At 66.2% G+C, this 19,184-nt stretch carries 25 protein-coding genes; 15 read left to right on the top strand and 10 right to left on the bottom strand.

The genetic code is table 11. The features are described from left to right. The first annotated feature begins 91 nt into the window (after positions 1–91). On the top strand, positions 92–1,063 hold the full coding sequence (locus OU998_RS06495; RefSeq protein ID WP_267516039.1) for an NAD(P)H-quinone oxidoreductase: 972 nt from the start codon (positions 92–94) through the stop codon (positions 1,061–1,063). A gap of 167 nt (positions 1,064–1,230) precedes the next feature. Here OU998_RS06495 and OU998_RS06490 read toward each other — a convergent pair whose 3' ends face one another. Then, the gene (locus tag OU998_RS06490) at positions 1,231–1,782 is read right to left on the bottom strand and encodes a hypothetical protein (protein WP_267516038.1); all 552 of its coding nucleotides are present in this window, start codon (positions 1,780–1,782) and stop codon (positions 1,231–1,233) included. 120 nt (positions 1,783–1,902) lie between these two features. Continuing rightward, a complete protein-coding gene (locus tag OU998_RS06485) occupies positions 1,903–2,478 on the bottom strand; it encodes a beta/gamma crystallin-related protein (protein WP_267516037.1) in 576 nt (191 codons plus the stop codon). 220 nt (positions 2,479–2,698) lie between these two features. Between OU998_RS06485 and OU998_RS06480 the strand changes: the two genes are divergently transcribed. Beyond that, positions 2,699–3,364, top strand: coding sequence for a DUF1013 domain-containing protein (locus tag OU998_RS06480; protein WP_267516036.1), 666 nt, complete (start codon positions 2,699–2,701; stop codon positions 3,362–3,364). Between the two features lie 181 nt (positions 3,365–3,545). Here the strand turns inward: OU998_RS06480 and OU998_RS06475 are convergent, their stop codons facing one another. Then, on the bottom strand, positions 3,546–3,719 hold the full coding sequence (locus OU998_RS06475; RefSeq protein ID WP_267516034.1) for a YdcH family protein: 174 nt from the start codon (positions 3,717–3,719) through the stop codon (positions 3,546–3,548). Positions 3,720–3,835: 116 nt separating this feature from the next. Here OU998_RS06475 and OU998_RS06470 point away from each other — a divergent pair, with 116 nt between their 5' ends. The 8 genes from OU998_RS06470 to OU998_RS06435 all read left to right on the top strand — a co-directional run bounded on the left by OU998_RS06470 (position 3,836) and on the right by OU998_RS06435 (position 10,973). Beyond that, positions 3,836–4,435 carry a UbiX family flavin prenyltransferase gene (locus OU998_RS06470; RefSeq protein WP_267516032.1) on the top strand — a complete coding sequence of 200 codons (600 nt, stop codon included), beginning with the start codon at positions 3,836–3,838 and terminating at the stop codon, positions 4,433–4,435. After that, positions 4,432–4,914, top strand: a complete 483-nt coding sequence (locus OU998_RS06465; protein WP_267516030.1) for a TIGR02444 family protein — start codon at positions 4,432–4,434, stop codon at positions 4,912–4,914. Before OU998_RS06470 ends, OU998_RS06465 begins: the two co-directional genes overlap by 4 nt. A gap of 36 nt (positions 4,915–4,950) precedes the next feature. Beyond that, on the top strand, positions 4,951–5,175 hold the full coding sequence (locus OU998_RS06460) for a YdcH family protein (RefSeq protein ID WP_267516028.1): 225 nt from the start codon (positions 4,951–4,953) through the stop codon (positions 5,173–5,175). Between the two features lie 63 nt (positions 5,176–5,238). Then, positions 5,239–5,859, top strand: a complete 621-nt coding sequence (locus OU998_RS06455) for an SAM-dependent methyltransferase (protein WP_267516026.1) — start codon at positions 5,239–5,241, stop codon at positions 5,857–5,859. A 146-nt stretch (positions 5,860–6,005) separates the two neighbouring features. Beyond that, positions 6,006–6,638: a M23 family metallopeptidase gene (locus OU998_RS06450; RefSeq protein ID WP_267516025.1), complete on the top strand. Its 633-nt coding sequence runs from the start codon at positions 6,006–6,008 to the stop codon at positions 6,636–6,638. Positions 6,639–6,705: 67 nt separating this feature from the next. Continuing rightward, on the top strand, positions 6,706–8,592 hold the full coding sequence (locus OU998_RS06445) for a CocE/NonD family hydrolase (protein ID WP_267516024.1): 1,887 nt from the start codon (positions 6,706–6,708) through the stop codon (positions 8,590–8,592). A 75-nt stretch (positions 8,593–8,667) separates the two neighbouring features. Further along, the gene (locus tag OU998_RS06440) at positions 8,668–9,618 is read left to right on the top strand and encodes an ABC transporter ATP-binding protein (RefSeq protein ID WP_267516023.1); all 951 of its coding nucleotides are present in this window, start codon (positions 8,668–8,670) and stop codon (positions 9,616–9,618) included. Beyond that, entirely contained in the window at positions 9,615–10,973 is a 1,359-nt protein-coding gene (locus tag OU998_RS06435) for an ABC transporter permease (protein ID WP_267516022.1), read from the top strand. Before OU998_RS06440 ends, OU998_RS06435 begins: the two co-directional genes overlap by 4 nt. A gap of 12 nt (positions 10,974–10,985) precedes the next feature. Here OU998_RS06435 and OU998_RS06430 read toward each other — a convergent pair whose 3' ends face one another. The 3 genes from OU998_RS06430 to OU998_RS06420 all read right to left on the bottom strand — a co-directional run bounded on the left by OU998_RS06430 (position 10,986) and on the right by OU998_RS06420 (position 13,010). Further along, a complete protein-coding gene (locus tag OU998_RS06430) occupies positions 10,986–11,411 on the bottom strand; it encodes a molecular chaperone DnaJ (RefSeq protein ID WP_267516020.1) in 426 nt (141 codons plus the stop codon). Between the two features lie 16 nt (positions 11,412–11,427). Beyond that, the gene (locus OU998_RS06425; protein ID WP_267516018.1) at positions 11,428–12,264 is read right to left on the bottom strand and encodes a division plane positioning ATPase MipZ; all 837 of its coding nucleotides are present in this window, start codon (positions 12,262–12,264) and stop codon (positions 11,428–11,430) included. 128 nt (positions 12,265–12,392) lie between these two features. Further along, the gene (locus OU998_RS06420) at positions 12,393–13,010 is read right to left on the bottom strand and encodes an SPOR domain-containing protein (protein ID WP_267516017.1); all 618 of its coding nucleotides are present in this window, start codon (positions 13,008–13,010) and stop codon (positions 12,393–12,395) included. A 174-nt stretch (positions 13,011–13,184) separates the two neighbouring features. Here OU998_RS06420 and panC point away from each other — a divergent pair, with 174 nt between their 5' ends. Then, positions 13,185–14,045: a pantoate--beta-alanine ligase gene (panC, locus tag OU998_RS06415; RefSeq protein WP_267516015.1), complete on the top strand. Its 861-nt coding sequence runs from the start codon at positions 13,185–13,187 to the stop codon at positions 14,043–14,045. Between the two features lie 109 nt (positions 14,046–14,154). Here the strand turns inward: panC and OU998_RS06410 are convergent, their stop codons facing one another. After that, entirely contained in the window at positions 14,155–14,898 is a 744-nt protein-coding gene (locus OU998_RS06410; RefSeq protein ID WP_267516013.1) for a hypothetical protein, read from the bottom strand. A 111-nt stretch (positions 14,899–15,009) separates the two neighbouring features. On the opposite strand from OU998_RS06410, the gene OU998_RS06405 reads away from it, so the two are divergent. Beyond that, positions 15,010–15,615, top strand: a complete 606-nt coding sequence (locus tag OU998_RS06405; RefSeq protein ID WP_267516011.1) for a TIGR00730 family Rossman fold protein — start codon at positions 15,010–15,012, stop codon at positions 15,613–15,615. 105 nt (positions 15,616–15,720) lie between these two features. Then, positions 15,721–16,014 (top strand): CC_3452 family protein, encoded by a 294-nt coding sequence (locus OU998_RS06400; RefSeq protein WP_267516010.1) that lies wholly within the window; start codon positions 15,721–15,723, stop codon positions 16,012–16,014. Between the two features lie 16 nt (positions 16,015–16,030). Here the strand turns inward: OU998_RS06400 and gltX are convergent, their stop codons facing one another. Continuing rightward, on the bottom strand, positions 16,031–17,380 hold the full coding sequence (gene gltX, locus OU998_RS06395; RefSeq protein ID WP_267516009.1) for a glutamate--tRNA ligase: 1,350 nt from the start codon (positions 17,378–17,380) through the stop codon (positions 16,031–16,033). 104 nt (positions 17,381–17,484) lie between these two features. Here gltX and OU998_RS06390 point away from each other — a divergent pair, with 104 nt between their 5' ends. Further along, positions 17,485–17,748 carry a type II toxin-antitoxin system VapB family antitoxin gene (locus OU998_RS06390; RefSeq protein ID WP_267516008.1) on the top strand — a complete coding sequence of 88 codons (264 nt, stop codon included), beginning with the start codon at positions 17,485–17,487 and terminating at the stop codon, positions 17,746–17,748. Beyond that, entirely contained in the window at positions 17,745–18,140 is a 396-nt protein-coding gene (locus OU998_RS06385; protein WP_267516007.1) for a type II toxin-antitoxin system VapC family toxin, read from the top strand. The genes OU998_RS06390 and OU998_RS06385 overlap by 4 nt, the downstream gene beginning before the upstream one ends. Here the strand turns inward: OU998_RS06385 and dksA are convergent, their stop codons facing one another. Both dksA and OU998_RS06375 read right to left on the bottom strand, forming a co-directional pair. Next, positions 18,141–18,575, bottom strand: coding sequence for an RNA polymerase-binding protein DksA (gene dksA / locus OU998_RS06380; RefSeq protein ID WP_267516006.1), 435 nt, complete (start codon positions 18,573–18,575; stop codon positions 18,141–18,143). A gap of 176 nt (positions 18,576–18,751) precedes the next feature. Beyond that, positions 18,752–19,177: a flagellar assembly protein FliX gene (locus OU998_RS06375; RefSeq protein ID WP_267516005.1), complete on the bottom strand. Its 426-nt coding sequence runs from the start codon at positions 19,175–19,177 to the stop codon at positions 18,752–18,754. Positions 19,178–19,184 lie beyond the last annotated feature (7 nt).

Below are 19,184 nucleotides of genomic sequence, written 5' to 3'. Positions count from 1 at the left end.
GTGGTCGCCTTTCTGCGTCAGGTCATGGCCGCACGCGGCCGGGACGCCTATCTGAACGCCCGGATACGGACGATTGCAAGCGGAGGCGACTATGCGGGTCATCGAGATCGAGGGCGGTTCAGGACCGGCCGAGGCGCTGCGGATCGCAGAACGGCCCGACCCCGCAGCCGGCGACGGCCAGGTGACGATTCGGGTACACGCGGCGGGGATCAACCGGCCCGACCTGTTGCAGCGAAACGGGGGATACCCCCCGCCGCCGGGGGCTTCGGACATCCTGGGGCTGGAAGTCGCCGGCGAGATCGAGACGGTGGGCCAAGGCGTGGAGCGCTGGGCCGTCGGCGACCGGGTCTGCGCCCTGCTGGGCGGGGGCGGTTATGCCGAGCGGGTCGTGGTGGACGCCCGGCATGTGCTGCCGATCCCAGACGGTCTGGACTATGCCCAGGCGGCGGTCCTGCCCGAGACGGTCTTCACCGTCTTCGCCAATGCGTTCGAGGCCGGTGGGTTGAAGCCCGGTGAGACGCTTCTGATCCATGGGGCGACCAGCGGCATCGGGGTGACCGCGATCCAGATGGCCAAGGCCGCAGGCGCCAGGGTGATCGCCACCTCGCGCGGGGCCGACAAGGCCGCGGCGGCCAAGGCCTTGGGCGCCGACATCAGCCTGGACGCCAAGACCGACGACCTGGCCGCCGCCATCGCCGAGGCGGGCGGCGCCGACGTGCTGCTGGACATGGTGGGCCGCGACTATGCCGAGCTGAACCTGAAGGCGCTGAAGCCCGGCGGGCGTTGGGTGGTCATCGCCTCGCTGTCGGGATCGAAGGTCGAAGTCGACCTGATGCGGATCATGCTGAAACGACTGGTGCTGACGGGATCGACCTTGCGCAGCCGCCCGGCGGACGAGAAGGCCCGGTTGACCGCCGCCGTGGAGGCGACGGTCTGGCCCTGGGTCGTATCGAGCGCGGTCAGACCGCCGGTGCAGGCGACCTTCCCGCTGGAACACGCCGCCGACGCCCATCGCGCGCTGGAGGCGGGCGACCACGTCGGCAAGTTCGTGCTGACGGCCTAGCCGTTGTGGACAATGTGCCTGATCCACGGCCTCAGGGATGCGACGAGCACGAAGTCGAAGAGAGCCTTGAATCAGCGACCGATTGTTTTTGGACTTCTACGGGTCATTATGCCGAAAGCCGTTTTGAGACGTCGATCTCAAGCGCAATAAAAGCGGCACAACTGGGCTTACGCGTTGCTTGTTTGCCGTTTGAAATAATGAAACGGCAACCAACTAGATACGTATATCCATCCGCCTCTCTTCATTTCTGCGGCCATCGTCCGGGAGCCAAGCCTCCGTTGATACTCCCAGGACTGCGCCGTAGCACGGAATACTAACGTCAGCGCGCCGGTTCGGACCAGTTCACGTCCCTTTCTGCCTTCCTCACGCAGGATGCTCATTTCATTGAAAGCGGTAGCTCCAACGCGAACGATCTCCTCGCCCTCCCCGCCCTCAAAGTCGCCCTCTATTCCTGCTGGCTTAAACCGCTGCTGGGCGGCTTGTTTGGAGATACCAAGAGCATTGCCAATCTCGGTCCAACTCAGTCCGTTACGCCGCGCCGCGTCAATCCAACGGTGAAGGCTAACTCTACCTTCATCCGCCACTAGGTGCGCAACGGTGATGGCTTCAGCGAACCCTTCGCCAGTTTCCCCCGTAAATGGGGGCTCACGGCGGGCCGCCCAGTCTAACACAAGAGCGGATGTTTGGTCCCTGATCGCTTGCTGCTCAATGATTTGCATCTGCGCCACCGTCAATGATGTATTGACGATGAGTCAATGCATCATTGACGCCCAGCCGTCAACGCCTAATTGACGGAACTAGTCGCTTCGGCAGCTAATCAAGCGCTTGGTCCACACCGCCTAGTAGCGGCCGCCGCCGCGCACGGGACGGATCGACGATATGCTGTCGTTGAAGCCCGTGCTGTTCAGGTTGCGCACATCGCCGTCGATGATGCGGCAGCGACCACCGAACTGGGCGTCGGTGCAGATCTCCCAACGCCCACGCACGCGGATCGAACTGATCCGGTCGTTGAAGGGGGTGTTGCCCAGATTGCGATCCTCGCTGGTGAACTCGCGCGAGGCGCCGCGATAGTTGGAGTCGTCGTAGACCACGATCGAGGATCGACCGCCGCCGCCGTTGCCATTTCCGTTGCCGGGACGTCCGTTTCCGCGGTCTTCGTAATCCCCACGAACGCGTCCGCAGACCAGCAGGCCGTCGTCGTTAGCGATGTCGGCGTTGCTGCACTGCGCCAGCGCAATGGAGGTGCCGCGCACTTGGCGGCTGCGATCGCGACAGTCGGCGTAGAGACGCCCCTGGTGGACGTAGGACTCAGAACAGCTCTGAACGTAGCTGCCACGCGGCGCGACACGCTGAGCGGTGATGTCCTGGCCCGAAGCCAGGGCTGCGGCCATGGCGGCCCCAAGCAGAATGGACATGGTGATTCTCCTCTCCCATAGGCGAAAGCCCCTACTACCGCGAAGGTTGCGACGGCGCACATGAACCTTGGCTGTACATGATTGTTCGGCGGCGTTTTCTTTTCGGGCGAATAGGCCTATATCGAAACCATAAGCGCCCGGTCGAAAGGCCGGGCGCCGTCGTATCCAACGCCAGCCGAAACCCCATTCGGCGGCCCCACCATTCCGGGACGAACGCCCCATGAGCGACATTCTGATGCCGAAGGCCACTGCGGTCTGGCTGGTCGACAACACCTCTCTGAGCTTCGAGCAGATCGCCGACTTCTGCGGCCTGCATCCGCTGGAAGTGCGCGGCATCGCCGACGGCGACGTGGCCCGCGACATCCGCGGCGTCGATCCCGTCACCGGCGGCCAACTGACGCGCGAAGAACTGGACAAGGCCCAGGCCAACGAGAACTATCGCCTGAAGGCCATCGTCAGCCGCCACGCCGAACTGATGAAGTCGGCCAAGCCCGCGCCGAAATACACCCCGGTCTCGCGTCGCCAGGACCGCCCGGACGCCATCGCCTGGTTTGTGCGCAATCACCCCGAGGTGACCGACGCCCAAATCGCCAAGATGCTGGGCACCACCAAGTCCACCATCGAGAGCGTGCGCAACCGCACCCACTGGAACAGCGCCAACATCAAGCCGGTCGATCCCGTGACCCTGGGCCTGGTCGGTCAGCTGGCGCTGGACGAGATCGTCAAGAAGGCCGCCGACAAGAAGACCAAGGACGACCTGAAGAAGGGCGGCGGCGTGCTGCAACCCGTCGAGGAGGTCGAGGCCGAACCCGAGTTCGTGCCGGAAGCCCGCCAGCGCCCGACCGCCGAGCCGACGGCCGCTTCGGTGTTCGGCACCAAGGACTGACCCCTGTCCGTCACCCTCGGGCTTGACCCGAGGGCCGAGTGCGGATCGGGCTGTGCGTCTACGTCCTCGCAGGAGCGGCGGATGACCCGGTCCTCGGGTCAAGCCCGAGGATGACGATTTATAAAAACGGCCCCGGAGAGCGATCTCCGGGGCCGTCGTCATTTCGGGAGGTCGAGAGCCGTTAGTGGGCCCGCGCCTCCAGACTGGTGATCTGTTCCTTCAGCCGAAGCTTCTTCTGCTTCAGCTCCCTGACCTGCAACGTGTCCACGGACGGACGGGTGAGCTCCTTCTGAATCGTCTGATCCAGGGTGCGATGACGATTACCCAGTTCGCGAATACGAGCCTCGATGGTCATGGCTTGCGCCTCCTTAGGTTAGGGACCAGTAGAGTGAGCGCCCGGATTGGCGGGCTGTGGAATCACATTCCGGTGACGGCCCGCCAGGCCGAACCCGACGGAGGCTGACCTCAAAAATGGTCGATGATGTGAACGGAGCCATACGCAAGCCTCCTTATCGACTTGTCGTCGGAATTTCAGGGGCTTCCGGAGCGATCTACGGCGCGCGGGTGCTGGACGCGCTGAAGGACCTGGGCGTCGAGAGCCATCTGGTCGTGACCAAGGCGGCCCTGCTCACATTGTCGCAGGAGACGGATCTGTCGCCCGCCGACCTGACCGCCAAGGCCTCAGTGGTTCACAAGCTGGCCGACGTCGGCGCGACCATCGCCTCGGGCTCGTTCAAGACCCTGGGCATGATCGTGGCCCCCTGCTCGGTCAAGACGATGAGCGAGATCGCCACGGGCGTGACCTCGTCCCTGCTGACCCGCGCCGCCGATGTGACGCTGAAGGAACGCCGCCCGTTGGTGTTGATGGTGCGCGAGACGCCCTTCCACCTGGGGCATCTGCGGACGATGACGGCATTGGCTGAGATGGGGGCGACCATCGCCCCGCCCCTGCCCGCCTTCTACGCCCGGCCGGGTTCGATCCTGGAGATGGTGGACCAGTCGGTCGGCCGGACCCTGGACCTGTTCGGTCTGGACTGGAGCGCCGTGCGACGGTGGGAGGGGCTGAAATGAAGCCCCTTTGGGATTGGGCGGTTGCGGCCTATGGGGCGCCCGGCGTCGGCGACGCCTGCGTCGCCTTGCAGGACAATCATGAGCAGAACGTGCCGCTGCTGCTGTGGTCCGCCTGGACCGCCGCCGTCGGCCTGAAGCCGGACGCCGAGACCATCGAGGCGGCCTGCGACACCGCCCGCGCCTGGGACAGCGTCGTGGTCGCGCCGCTGCGCGCGGTCCGTCGCACCCTGAAGGCGCCGATCCCCGATATCGACGACGGCCCGCGCGAGGCGGTGCGGAACCGTGTGAAAGCCTTGGAGCTGGAGGCGGAACGCCATCTGCTCGAGGCGCTGGAAGGCTTGGTGTCGGCCGTCGGGACGCCGCCCCCCGCTGCAACGCCGCGTCCCGCCATAGACGCCCTGGTTGCAACCGCGCGGGTCTGGGCGCAGGTGACGCCGCGTCCCGCGCTGATCCGTCTCGCCGACGCCCTTCCGGCCTGACGCGCGGGTGGCTATAAGCGCGCCGGGGATTGCACCATGAATGACGACGCACCGGTAATCAGCAAGGAAGAGGCGATCCTTCAGGCTCGCCTGAAACTGCTGCGCCTCGAACACGCCGACCTCGCGGCCTCAATCGAGGCTCTGTCGGAGGCCGCCATTCCCGATCAGCTGATGATCGCCCGGCTGAAGCGCAAGAAGCTGGCGATCAAGGACGAGATCGTGAAGATCGAAGACCAGATCCTGCCGGACATCATCGCCTGAAACATCCCATAGCTTGAAGCGCGCCAGGCCAACTGATAACGACTCTCAAACAGGAGAAGCGATATGGCGACGCTAGGCACAGGCTGGGATGCGCGCTACGCGGCGACGCAAGATTATGTGTTCGGCACGGCGCCGAGCCGTTTCCTGCTGAACCACGCGAAGATCCTGCCGGCGGGCAGCCGTATCCTGGCGCCGGCCGATGGAGAGGGACGGAACTCCGTCTATCTGGCGTCTCTGGGCCACCATGTGGTGGCGACCGACATTTCTCCCTCCGGTCAGGACAAGGCGCGGCGACTGGCCCACGACGCGGGGGTGGAGGTCGACTTCAGGATCCAAGATCTGCAGGGCTGGGACTGGCCGCAGGCGGAGTATGACGTCGTCGCGGCGATCTTCATTCAGTTCGCGGAACCGGCGTTTCGGGACGCGATCTTCGACGGCATGAAGCGGGCGGTGAAGCCAGGCGGGCTGATCCTGCTGCACGGCTATACGCCGCGCCAGCTGGAATACGGCACGGGCGGGCCATCGCAGGTCGATCAACTCTATACCGCCGAACTGCTGGACGCGCGCTTCAGCGATTTCGACGTCTTGACCCTGGATGCCTATGACGCGGAACTGAACGAAGGTTCGGGGCATCACGGCATGTCGGCGCTGATCGATCTGATCGCGCGCCGGCCGGAGGCCTGACGATTGCGACCCTCCGCCGCCGGATAGCGGTCCAAAAGTCGCCCCAGGCTTTCGGCATAAGCCCGTTTCCCACGGGACGCCCGGTCGGCCTTTCGGTCGCCGCCTCCCGCCATTCCAGAGCGTGAACACGCTGGAGACGCCGCCGCATGCGACGCCTGCTGACCGATGCGCCCCTGGCGCGTTGCAAGACCCTTTTGATCCAGTCCGGTCAGACGGCGGCCTTCGCCGCGGTCGCCCTGCTGGCCGCCGCCGCCGCGCCCGCCGTGACGCGCGAGACGCCGCCGGCGTCTTCGGCCGCGCCCGTTGCGCCTCCGGTGAAGGCCGAGGTCGAGGCCGCCGGGCCGGTGATGCGCCAGATCGAGTTTTCGGCGCCGGTGCGCGGCTATGCGATCAATTCCCCCTTCGGCCTGCGCAAGCTGGCCATCGAGGCGCGCGCCCGTGCGCACAAGGGCGTCGATATCGCCGCGCCCCTGGGCACGTCTGTCTTCACCGCCGCCGAGGGCCGGATCGTTCACACCGGTTATGACGCCGGCGGATACGGCCACTTCATCGAGGTGCGCCACCCCAATGGACTGAGCACCATCTATGGCCACCTCAGCCGGATCGACGTCGCCAGCGGCGATGCGGTGGCGCACGGCCAACGGATCGGACTGGTCGGCTCCACCGGCTATTCCACCGGCCCGCACCTGCATTTCGAGGTTCGGCGCGGCGACGGCCAGGTCAACCCGACCAAGGTGCTGGATCGGCATTTCGCCGTGGCGGTCAAAAGCGCGAACTGACCCAGAGCGCGTGTTGCGGCCGGGTCCGGGATCGGCCTAACTTCCCCCCTTCGAGAGGGACCCGGATATGAACAGATTTGTCGCCGCCGTCGTCGCGGCCGTCCTGGCGGCTGCGCCCATGGCCGCCTCGGCCGAGAACTATAACCGCTACAGCGACGCGGCGGCCCAGTCCGAACTGTCCCGCATCGCCGATGTCGACATGGCGGTGATGGTGCCGATGCGTGACGGCGTGGGCCTGGCGACCAACATCTATCGGCCCAAGGGCGCTAAGGGGCCCCTGCCCACCGTCTTCGTCAGGACGCCCTATAATGAGCTGGCCAATAACGCCCGTTCGACGCGCAGCGCCCTGACCTGGGTCAGCCGGGGCTACGCCCTGGTGATGCAGAACGAGCGGGGGCGCTACTTCTCCGGCGGGGATTACGAGATCCTGGGTTACCCCCAGGAAGACGGCTATGACGCCCTGACCTGGATCGCGGCACAGCCCTGGTCGAACGGCAAGGTCGGCACCCTGGGCTGTTCGTCCTCCGCCGAATGGCAGCTGGCCCTGGCCGCCCAGAACCACCCGGCCCACGCCGCCATGGTGCCCCAGGCGTCCGGCGCCGGCATCGGCAAGGTCGGCCGGTTCCAGGAGCAGGGCAACTGGTACACGGGCGGCGTGCCCCGCAACCTGTTCTTCGTCTGGCTGTACGGCGTGGACAATCCGCAGCGGGCCCAGATCCCCGGCGACGTCGATCAGGAAACCCGCGCCCGGTTGGTCCGCTACAACGATCTGGACGCCAAGAAGCCGGAGGTGAGCTGGCCCAGCCAGATCCGCCACCTGCCCGTCAACGAGATGCTGAAGGATCTGGGCGAGCCGCCGGCGACGTTCGAGGAACTGATCGCGCGCACGCCGAACGATCCCGCCTGGCGCGATGGGGGCCTGTATCACGACGACATGGGCTGGGGCGTGCCGTCGCTGTGGTTCAACAGCTGGTATGACGTGTCCATCGGCCCGAACATGGAGCTGTTCAACCACGCCCGCTCGACCACCCAGGATCGCGAGGCGGCCGAGAACCAGTATGTGGTGGTCGGACCGAACAATCACTGCGCCTTTGGCGGCCTGGGGCCGAACTTCCGCTCGGGCGACCGGGACCTGGGCGACGCCAGCTTCGACAGCGACGCCCTGGTCGCCGCCTGGTTCGACCTCTGGCTGAAGGGCGAGGCGCGCGCCTTCCCCGCCACCACCCCGCACGTCCAGTATTTCAACATGGGCGAAAACAAGTGGCGCACCGCCGCCCAGTGGCCGCCCCAGGGGGTGGAGACGGTTCGAATGTACCTGCGCTCGGGCGGCGCGGCCAACAGCCTGAACGGCGACGGCCGCCTCAGCCTGGAGGCGCCGCCGGCCGGAGAGGCGGCGGATCGCTATCGCTATGATCCGATGAACCCGGTCCAGACCATCGGCGGCGGCGACTGCTGCAACGGCGGGCTGGTCACGGCCGGCGCCTTCGATCAGCGCCCGATCGAGGCGCGCAATGACGTGCTGGTCTATACGTCAGAACCGCTGACGGCCCCTATGCAGGTGACGGGCTTCATCGATGCGGTGCTGAAGGTGTCGTCGTCGGCGCAGGACACCGACTTCGCCGTCAAGCTGGTGGACGTGGCGCCGGATGGTACGGCCTACATCCTGGGCGACACCATCATGCGGGCCCGATACCGCGACGGCTATGCCCGGCCGACGCCCCTGGTCCCCGGTCAGGTGGCGACGGTGCAGCCGACGCCGATGACGGTCAGCAACACCTTCCAGCCCGGTCACCGGATCCGCGTGGAGGTGACCAGCTCCAACTTCCCGAAGTTCGTGCGCAACCTGAACACCGGCGGCCCCAACGAGACGGAAACCCAGGGCGTGATCGCCGATAACGCCATCCACCATGCGGGCGAGGAGGCCTCCTATATCGACCTGCCGGTTCTGAAGTAGGGGCGCGACGCCGAAGCGGCTGGCCTGGACCGCTTCGGCCTTGCTAGGTTGGCCGCAACTGTGGGGGGATACGAGATGACGGCTGCGTTGACGCTGGAGGGCGTGAGCAAGCGGTACGGCGGGTTCGACGCCGTGCGCGATCTGAGCTTTCAGGTGCCCAAGGGGTCGATCTGCGGCTTCCTGGGGCCGAACGGGGCGGGCAAGACCTCGACCCTGCGGATGATCCTGGGACTGCAAGAAGCGACCGCGGGGCGGATCGACATCCTGGGCGCGCCCAATGGTCGGTCGGTGCGCGACCGGATCGGCTTCCTGCCCGAGGAGCGCGGCCTCTACAAGAAGATGACCCCGGTCGAGGCCATCGCCTTCTTCGGCGCCCTGAAGGGCCTGCCGGCGTCCGAGGGCAAGAAGCGCGCGAAACGGCTGCTGGAACAGCAGGGCCTCGGCGCGTCGCAGAAAAAGAAGATGAAGGAGCTGTCCAAGGGGATGGCCCAGAAGGTCCAGCTGATTGCGGCGGTGGTGCATCAGCCCGAGTTCGTGATTCTGGACGAGCCCTTCTCGGGTCTGGACCCGATGAACCAGCAGGGGCTGGAAGAGATGATCCGGGGGTTGGCGGCGGACGGGGCCACCGTCCTGTTCTCGACCCATGTGATGCAACACGCCGAGCGGCTGTGCGACAAGGTCGTGCTGCTGGCGCGGGGCAAGAAGGCGTTCGAAGGCTCAGTGGACGAGGCCAAGGCGACCTCGCCGCGCTTCCTCGATCTGAACGGCGCCATCAGCCCTGAGGCGGCGGCGGCCCTGCCCGGCGTGGCGGGGGTCGAGACCCTGTCCGACACGGACGGGGTGCGGCGGCTGAAGATCGCCCTGGCCAGCGGCGCGGGCGGCCAGGAGACGCTGAAGGCGGCCTTCCTGAACGGGCTGGACGTGCGCGGCTTTGCTCTGAAGGAGCCGACGCTGCACGACGCCTTTATCGGCCTGACCGGCGACAATCCCGATCAAGCAGTCCCCCCTGCGGAGGCGAGCCAATGAAACGCACCCTGCTGATCGCCCGGCGCGAATATGTCGCCTATGCCAAGACCGTGGGTTTCTGGCTGTCGCTGCTGGCCTTCCCGCTGTTCGCCGTGCTGGGCGGCGGTATTCCGCTGCTGATCCAGTCTTCGGAACCGATCAAGGCCGTAGCCGTGATCGAAGAAGGGCCTGAGGCCGCCGGTCTGGCCGCCGAAGTCCGCGCCGCGCTTCAGGACGAGAAGGATCGGATGGCCGAACAGATCCAGGAGGCCGCGCAGAAGGGCCAGGCTGCGGTCGGCCGAGCCGCCGCCTCCATCGCCGGGCCCAAGATTCGACTGGTCGAGCCCCCCTCCCCCATCGTCGCCGCGCCGCCCGGCGCCGCCCGCGAAACCGCCCTGCGCGAGCTGTTGGACAAGGACGCCCCCAAGGCGCGGCGTCTGGACGCCGTCGTCTTCCTGAGCCGGATCGACGGCAAGCCCCAGGCCCAGGTCTGGACCGCACGCGCCACGGACAACGACGTGGTGGACTTCGTCCGCGACGCCTTACGAACGGGCTATCGCGACCAGGCCCTGACGGCCGCAGGGGTCGCCCCGACGCTGGTAGAGGCGATTGAAGACTTCAAACCCGAGGTGAAGGCCTTCTCGCCCAACGCCGCGAGCGGGGGCGAGGTCTCGATGCGTGACCGCATCCCATCCTATATCGGCCTGGGCGCCGGCTTCCTGCTGTGGTCCCTGGTCATCACCGGGGCCTCCATCCTGCTGAACAGCGTGATGGAGGAGAAGTCGAACAAGATCCTGGAGGTGCTGCTGTCTTCGGCCTCGGCGACCGAAATCCTGACCGGCAAGGTGCTGGGGGTGGCGATGCTGACCCTCAGCGTGCTGGTGGTCTGGGGCGGAATCGGGACATTCGGACTGGTGTCCGCCTCGCCCGAGACGGCGGCGACGGTGGGTCAGGTGCTGCTGGATGACGGCCTGGTCTTCTATTTCATCGCCTATATGGTCGGCGGCTATCTGATGTACGCCGTGCTGTTCGCGGCCATCGGCGCCTTCTGCGAGACGCCGCGAGACGCCCAGACTCTGATGGGGCCGATCATGATGATCCTGGTCGTGCCGATGCTGGTCATGCAGATGGCCCTGACCAGTCCGGACGCACCCATGGTGAAGGTGCTGTCGTGGATCCCCTTCTTCACGCCCTTCCTGATGAGCGCCCGAGCGCCCAGCGATCCGCCGCTGATCGAGATCGTCCTGACCCTGATCGGCATGTTCGCCACCGCCGGGTTCATGGTCTGGATCGCGGGACGGGCCTTCCGCGCCGGCGCCCTGTCGGACGTCAAGCTGAGCTGGAAGAGTTTCGGGCGGGCCATAACCGGACGCTGAAGGCGAGCGGCCTCAGCGTCCGCTCTTTTTCAATAGGCGGTCCCGCGCCGCATTGACCTGAATCGCCAAGCCCTCTGTGCCGCCCTGATCAGGATGCGCTCGGGACATGGCCTTCTTCCAGGCGGCGCGGATCTCGCTCTCGGTCGCGCCAGGGCGAACGCCCAGAATGGCGCGGGCGTCGGCCTCGCTGATGGGTTCGGATCGGATTGAGGGCCTAACGCGCGACGACCAGGCCAGATACAGGCCCGCCGCCGCCATCACGCCGGCCCACAACCAGGCCCCGCGAAACGCCGCCAGAGCGCCTCCGGCCAGCAGCACCGACCCCAGCAGGGTCGCCGTCACGCGCCAGTGGGCCCGGCCGCGGCTCTCGGTCTGACGGCCCAGCCGCACCAGGGCCCAGATGGCGATCGCCGCCAGGGCCAGCCAGATCAGGCTCATGCGGTCAGTTCGCCTTTTAAGCCGCGACGTCCAGCGGAGCCAAGGCCTGTTCCAGACCCATGGCCTTCATCAGGTTGCGCAGCTCCTGCCGCGCGGCGACGTGGGCCAGGGACACCGCCACCGGCCGGATGTCGTTCGACAGATCCGCCACCGTCAGGCCGAACGGGAACAGCTCGCGATAGATGACCCGGTCGCGCAGGCCGGGGCCGACACGGAAACCAACCCGTTTGGCCAGCTTGTTCATCCGTTCTTCCAGGCGTTTGCGGTTGCGCGCCTCGGCGACGGCCAGGCGGTTGGTCACCACCAGCCAGTCGATGGTGGCGTTGCGGCCTTGGCTGATGGCCCGCACCTTGCGCGCCTCCCAGACGCTTTCGGAATAGATAGAGGGTTTCAGCAGATCCAGCGTCACCGGATCGACCTCGCCCAGCAGGTCGAAATCGACGAAACTGTCGTTCATCGGCGTGACGATCTGGTCGGCCCGAGCGTGGGCGGCGTTGGACACGGCGGTGTCGCCGCCGGGCGTGTCGATCAGGATGGCGTCCACACCGGCGGCCACAGCCTCATCGAAAGCCCGTTCGAAGACGGCGATCTGCTCGACCGTACCGCCCTTGGCCAGAGCCTTGCCGTCGCCCATGTCGGGCATGAAGGGTTGAGGCAGTTCCTGATTGTTCGCCGCCAGCCAGGCCAGGCGATTGGTGAAAAACCGTTGCATCGACCGCTGGCGCAGATCCAGATCGATAATCGCCACCGTGCGGCCCGCGTGCAGCAGGCCCGTGACGATATGGATCGCCAGGGTGGACTTGCCCGCCCCGCCCTTCTCATTGCCGAGGACAATCACGTGAGGCTGCGTCATGGAGGTAACCCTCTGTAGCGACCGACGCGACTCAATCCTGCGCGGCCCTTGGACGGGTCAGAGTCGGCCCACGGGGGCCAAAGGTCAACGAGGCGTTAACGCGTATCTGTGGACTTTGGTCCGACGGCTCAACCGGCGCGGCGGCACCAGGGGTCCGCCACCTGAGCGGCGGCGCATAGAGCCGAAGCGGCCTCGGTTGGAATCGGGCCCACCTTCAGCCGGGTCAGACTGCGGCCGTTGACCTCGACGCGCTCGAACACCGGCGACAGGTTGGACAGGTCCGCGCGGGCCTTCAACCGGGCCCAGGCGGCCTGGGCTCCGGCCGGACTGGAAAAGGCGCCCAGTTGGATCATCCGCCCGGCGGAGCTTGGCTCAGTCCGAACCACGGCAGGGCGAAGCCGAGGGGTTTCAACCGGCGCGGCGCGTTCGGCGACAGACTTGGTTACGACGGTCTGAGTCACAATGGCAGGGGCCGCTTGCACAGCGGTTTCGACCGCCGGCCGGGCCATCCGCACCACGGCGTCGCGAAGGCCGTCACCGTCCGAGTCCGTCGAGATCGCGGGGATTCCGCCGCTGAGGGCGTCCCGCGCATCCCACATCTCATGCGGCGTCATTACGGCCACATGGGCGGGCGAAAACTTGAGTTGTCGCAACCCCTGCTCCTCGTGCGTGCGGCGTTCGACGGCGCCCGACTTCGCAGCCTGAGGATCCATGGGAATGTCGATAGCGGCGACGCGGTCGGCCATGGCGCGGAAGCTCTGAGGCGCGCCATCGCTCCCCCCGCAACCGGCGAGGGCGATGGCAAGCGTGATCAGAACTGGACGGGTCGCTAGGCCTGGCGTCATAAGCACGACCCTAGCCGCCAGGTTTTGAGGTCTGGTGCATCAACACGCTTAAGCCAAAGGGTTAACCGCTTCACCATGATCGAGCCTGCGTCCCTCCCCGTCGTCCACACCGTGGCGGATCTGCGCACCGTCGTGCGCGACTGGAAAAGACAAGGCCTGACTGTCGGCATGGTTCCGACCATGGGCGCACTGCACGAAGGCCATCTGACCCTGGTGCGCGAGGCCGGCCGCCGGGCGGATCGCGTCGTGGCCTCCAACTTCGTCAATCCAACCCAGTTCGCGCCCCACGAGGATCTGGGCCGCTATCCTCGCCGCCCGGAAGAAGACGCTCGGCTGCTGGCCGGTGCGGGCTGTCACCTGATGTTCGCGCCGTCCGCCACTGACATGTACCCCGAAGGCTTCGCCACCAGTCTGGTCATGGCCGGCCCAGCCCTGGGCCTGGAGGGGGACTTCCGGCCCCAGATGTTCGGCGGGGTCGCTCTGGTCGTGACCAAGCTGTTCAACCAGGTTCAGCCCGATGTCGCGGTCTTCGGCGAAAAAGACTACCAGCAGCTGATGGTCATTCGTCGGTTCGTCCGCGACCTGGACCTTCCGGTCGAGATCGTTGCGGCCCCGACCGAACGTGACGCGACGGGCTTGGCCCTGTCTTCGCGCAACGACTACCTGTCCGAAGCCGAACTGGCCGTCGCGCGCCGCCTCAACCAGATTCTGGCCGAGGCCGCCGTGGCCGCCGCCGCCGGCCGGCCCCTGCCCGGCGTCGAACGGGACGCCTATTCGGCCATACTGAAGGCCGGCTTCGAACGGATCGACTATGTGACGGTGCGCCACGCCGAGGACCTGTCGCCGTTCCGCAACGGCGTCGTCGATGCGCCGGCGCGGATTCTGGTCGCAGCCTGGCTGGGCAAGACCCGACTTATCGACAACATGAGCGTCTGAAGACGCGCAAAAAAAGACCCGGCGCGAACGCCGGGTTTAAATAAGGTTCGGTGATGGTGCGTCCCAAAAAGGGACAGTTCCTTCATTGAGCGCTTCGGTTAACAATGGATTACGAACGCCGGTCCGGCAACCAGACCGTCTGACGGCCGCTGGGGCCGGTGGCCCAGGTCAAACGCCAGCCGTCGCCCGCGCGGACCGGAGTAAAGTCCGACTGTCCGCCAAAACCGGGAAAGGCGAACCTGACCCCGTCCACCTCAATGACCGATGCCCCGGCGCCGGGCGCCGTAGCGCGCCAGACCCCGTCAGGCCCCGGCATGACGACGGCGCGGGCCCCGTCGATCAGCACATTGGGCGCGCCCCCCGACGTCTTGCCGGACAGAATGACGGCCGCTCCGTCCGAATCGACGGCGTCCAGCGCGCCTCGACCGTCCAGACGCCGCGTCGGCTCCCCTGACGCGACCAGGAACAGGGGCCCGGCGCCGGGCTGAACGAGCACCAGGGTTTCCGGGGAAGGCGCGGCGTCTTCTCCGACCTGAACTTCGGGCGTCAGCCTGACGTCGCCGGGGCCGACGGGAACACGCAGCTCAAAACCTCCCGTCGCATCGGCGGCGACAGCCACCGCCGCGCCGTCCGTTCCGCGCAGAACGACGCGAGCATTTGGCCCCGCCTGGCCCCGCACCACCACGCCGTCGCCTTCGCGCATCGCCGTTTCGATCTTGGGAGGGCGAACCCAGACGGAGGATGTGGCTGCGTCCTCGACCTTCGCCGCAGCGTCACCCTGCTTCGAACAGGCGGAAGCGGCCGCAAGCAGTGTCGCGGCTAAGACGACCGTGGCTGTGATCCGGCGTTTCATCCTGCGCCTCGACGATATATGGCTGACAGCCAAGCGGCTGGAAAATCTGTTACCCCGCCCGCCGCCGGTTTGGCCATGGGCCAACCGCGCATTCGTTCAGTCCGAGGCTCCATGTCCCTGCCCCCCGTATCCTTCCTTCCTTTCGACGGTCCGTCCGTCTGCCTGTTCTGCGGCTCGTCCGACCGCGCCGACCCCGCCTATACCGAGGCCGCACGCGCCTTCGGCAAGGCGACGGCGCAAGCCGGGTGGCGTCTGGTCTATGGCGGCGGCGGCGTCGGGCTGATGGGCGCCTCAGCGCGGGGCGCACACGAAGCGGGCGGCCGCGTCGTCGGCATCATGCCGGCCTTCCTGCGCAGCCGCGAGCGCCTGTTCGACGAGGTCGAGACGGTTGTCGTCACCTCGATGCACGAGCGCAAACAACTGATGTATGATCAATCCGACGCTTTCGTGGTCGCGCCCGGCGGCATCGGCACCCTGGAAGAGGTCGTCGAGCTGCTGTCGTGGAAACGCCTCGACCTGCACCAGAAGCCAGTCGTCTTCCTCAATCTCAATGGATTCTGGGAAGGTTTCTTCGCCCTGATGCGGCACAGTGTGGATGAGGGCATGACGCCCGCCTCCTTCCTCGACGCCTGGACAGTCGCGGATACGATTGAGGAAGCCATGGTCCAGATCCAGGCCCAGGACAGCGCAACCGAAAGGAAGTATGATCGTCGATAGGTTATCGCCGCTCATAAATATTTTCCGGGCCGGCTTGACAGTTTTTATCGAAAACTGACATTGGCCGCGACGGCATGACGCCGTTCTTCAATCCGGAGATTTATCATGCGCGTCCTCCTCGTCGCCGCCGCCTTATTCGCCGCCGCCCCCGCGATGGCCGAAACCCCCGCCGCCACCCGCCTGACCCTGATCGACGCCGCGACCGCGCCGTCGCGCGCCACCATCATCGACGGCGCGCGCTGGTCGTGCGAGGGCGCGACCTGCACCGCCGCCGGCGGCACGGAACAGCCTGCGACGCGCGCGTGCCGCCGGGTGGTTCAGAAGTTCGGCCGCGTGGCCGCCTTCTCCTATAAGGGCGTGGCCCTGAGCACCGAAGAACTGGCCGTCTGCAACGGCTGATGCGGGTCGAGGCGGCTTAGGCCGCCTCGCCCTTCAGACGCCGCTGGATGGTTTCACGACCGATCAGCGGCGCCATGGCCGCCATGTCCGGCCCATGCGCCTGACCCGTCAGCGCCAGGCGAAGCGGCATGAACAGGGCCTTGCCCTTGGCGCCCGTTTCAGCCTTGACGGCATTGGTCCAGACCGACCAGGCAGTCTCGTCGATCACTTCAGGCAGCAGGGCGGCGGCGGCGTCGATGAAGGCGGCGTCCTCGATCACCGGCTGGATCGGACCCCGCACGATCTTCGCCATTTCAACCACATCGGCGAACGTATTCAGGTTGCCGCGCACGACGGACCAGAAGGTCTCGCCCAGGTCGGCGTCCAGCGCCTGTAGGCGCGGCTGGGCCGTGGCGTAATCCATGACGTGCAGCGCCTGGGCGTTCAACCGGTCCAGGTCTGCGGTGTCGTACCGCGCCGGAGAGCGACCCATCTTGGTGAAGGCGAAGCCGGCGCCCAGGGCCTGGACGGACTCAGCGACTTCCAGCGGATCCGAGGTGCCGATCCGGCCCAGGTGGCTGGTGATGGCGATGGGCTCATAGCCCTGGTCGCGCATGTCGCTGATCGACAGCGAGCCCAGGCGCTTGGACAGGGCCGCGCCGTCTGCGCCGACCAGCAGGGGCATATGGGCGAAACCGGGGACCGTGGCGCCCATCCCTTCCCGTATCAGGGCCTCGAAGATTTCGATCTGGGCGCCGGTGTTGGTGACGTGATCCTCACCCCGGATGACGTGGGTGATGGCCATGTCGATGTCGTCGACCACCGATGGCAGGGTGTAGAGAAACAGGCCGTCCTCGCGGATCAGCACCGGGTCCGACATGGAGGCGGTGTCGACCTCGGCATGGCCGCGCGCCAGGTCTTCCCAGGCGACCCGCTTGCCTTCCAGCTTGAAACGCCAGTGTGGACGGCGGCCCTCGGCCTCATAGGCGGCCTTCTGGTCCTCGGTCAGTTCCAGGGCGGCCCGATCGTAGATCGGCGGCAGGCCGCGCGACAGCTGGACCTTGCGCCGGCGGTCCAGTTCGTCGGCGGTCTCATAGGCGGGATACAGCCGGCCCGACGCCTTCAGCTTGGCGGCGGCCTCCTCATAGCGATCAAAGCGCTTGGACTGGTTGTAACGCTCGTCCCAAGTCAGACCCAGCCAGGCCAGATCGTCCTCGATCCCCTGTTCGAACTCGGGCGTGGAACGGGCCAGGTCGGTGTCGTCGATCCGCAGCACGAACGATCCGCCCTGCCCCTTTGCGAACAGCCAGTTCACCAGGGCGGTGCGGACATTGCCGACGTGCAGCTTACCCGTGGGGGACGGGGCGAAACGGACCTTGACGGACATGAGAAGACGACCTTGAAAGCGAGGCGGCTAGGTCGCGCCGCAACCGGGCGAAGTCAAGGCGCGGATTGGCTGGAGCCCTCGGTCATGATAAAGTTCTCTCCGTCATGAACGCGCCCGTGCAAATCCGGAAAGCCGATGTCGCCGAGCGACTTCGCAGCCTCGCGCGGCGCGAGGGTCGGTCAATCACGGACCTGGTCGACGAAATGGCGCGTGAGCGGGAAGAGCGCACGGATAAGGCGCGACAGGCGGAAATCGATCGAAAGATTGCGGCGGTGAACGAGATCGTGCGGGAGTTCAATGCCTTGCCGATCTTAGGGCCACCGCTGACCGACGACGACCTCTACGATGAAGATGGGCTTCCTAAGTGACCACGGCTGTCGATGCTTCTGCCCTCGTCGCCATCCTTCTGGACGAACCTGAGAAGCACGCATTCGTCGAGCGTATCCTCGCAGACAAATGCGAAATCTCCCCAGTCGGCTACTGGGAAGCTGCAGCTCGGGTCAGGCGACTCCATGGCGAAGAAGGCATGAAACGGCTTGATCGCTTAATATTGGAACTGGACATTCGGATCGCTCCGGCTTTCGCCGAGACCGCTCGGCTCGCCACCGACGCAGAACGCAACTACGGCAAACGCACTCCGGCCAAGCTAAACCTGGGCGACTGTTTCGCCTACGCCCTGGCGAAGGAACGCAACCTACCCCTGCTCTACAAGGGCGGCGACTTCATCCACACCGACATCGAACCGGCGCTGAAGGCCTGATCAGTCGTCGCGGTGGACGCGTTCGCGGCGTTCGTGGCGTTCCTGGGCTTCGACCGACAGGGTCGCCGTCGGACGGGCCTCGAGACGTCCCAGACCGATCGGTTCACCGGTGTCCTCGCAATAGCCGTACGACCCGTCCTCGATCCGACGCAGCGCATCGTCGATCTTGGAGATCAGCTTGCGCTGACGATCCCGGGTGCGCAACTCAAGCGCGCGATCCGATTCCGACGACGCGCGATCAACCAGATCAGGATGATTCTCGGTCTCGGCCTTCAGATTGACCACCGTGCCCTTGGACTCTCGAAGGATGTCGTCCTTCCAGTCCAGCAGCTTCTTCTTGAAATAGGCAAGCTGCCGTTCACTCATGAACGGCTCATTGTCAGACGGCCGATAAGGACCGGTTTCGTCGGACACAACGGACGCCAAAGCGTTCATCGCACTCACGCTCTCTAAGCACGCCCCCCTGTGGCGTATGGGCCGTATAGTCAGACCGAAGAGCCCCGGCAACGGCGTTCGCGATTCCGTGATCACGATTAGGCGACAGACGTGACCCGCGTGACATTTGGCGCGCGGTTTCGTCGGTGAATTTTGAAAAACTGAAGTTTTTGACGTCAGACGCCGCCGCGTCTCAGCTCCGCCTTGGCCAGCTCGACCGATGCCCGCAGGTCGATCTGGTCCAGCAAGGCGTTCAGTTCGACGTCCCCGTCGTCCGGCCGCTCTTCGCGCAACGTCCGAGCGAGTCGTTCGAGCGTCGCCTCGTCCGCCTCGCCGGACAGCAGAGCCATCTTCAACTCGTCCAGGCGATCAAGCAGGCCCGTCCCCCGCTTTACAGCACGACGTCGCTTCTCCAGCGGCCCTTCGATCCCCTGCAAAGCCATCAAGGCGGACACATCGCCGACCGTGGACGGCGCGACACTGGCCGCAGGGGCGGCCGCCCCTGAGGTCGGCGCGGACTGGCCCAACGAAAAGCCGGCGGCCGAACGCGCAGCCTTGCCGCCCGTCGGGGCGTTAGGGCCCGTAGTGCCTGTAACCTTCATCAGCGGA

The sequence above is a fragment of the Brevundimonas sp. SL130 genome, assembly GCF_026625805.1.
GTDB lineage: Bacteria > Pseudomonadota > Alphaproteobacteria > Caulobacterales > Caulobacteraceae > Brevundimonas.
The sequence above is the reverse complement of the archived record's forward strand: the minus strand, read 5'-3'. Positions and strand labels throughout refer to the sequence as shown.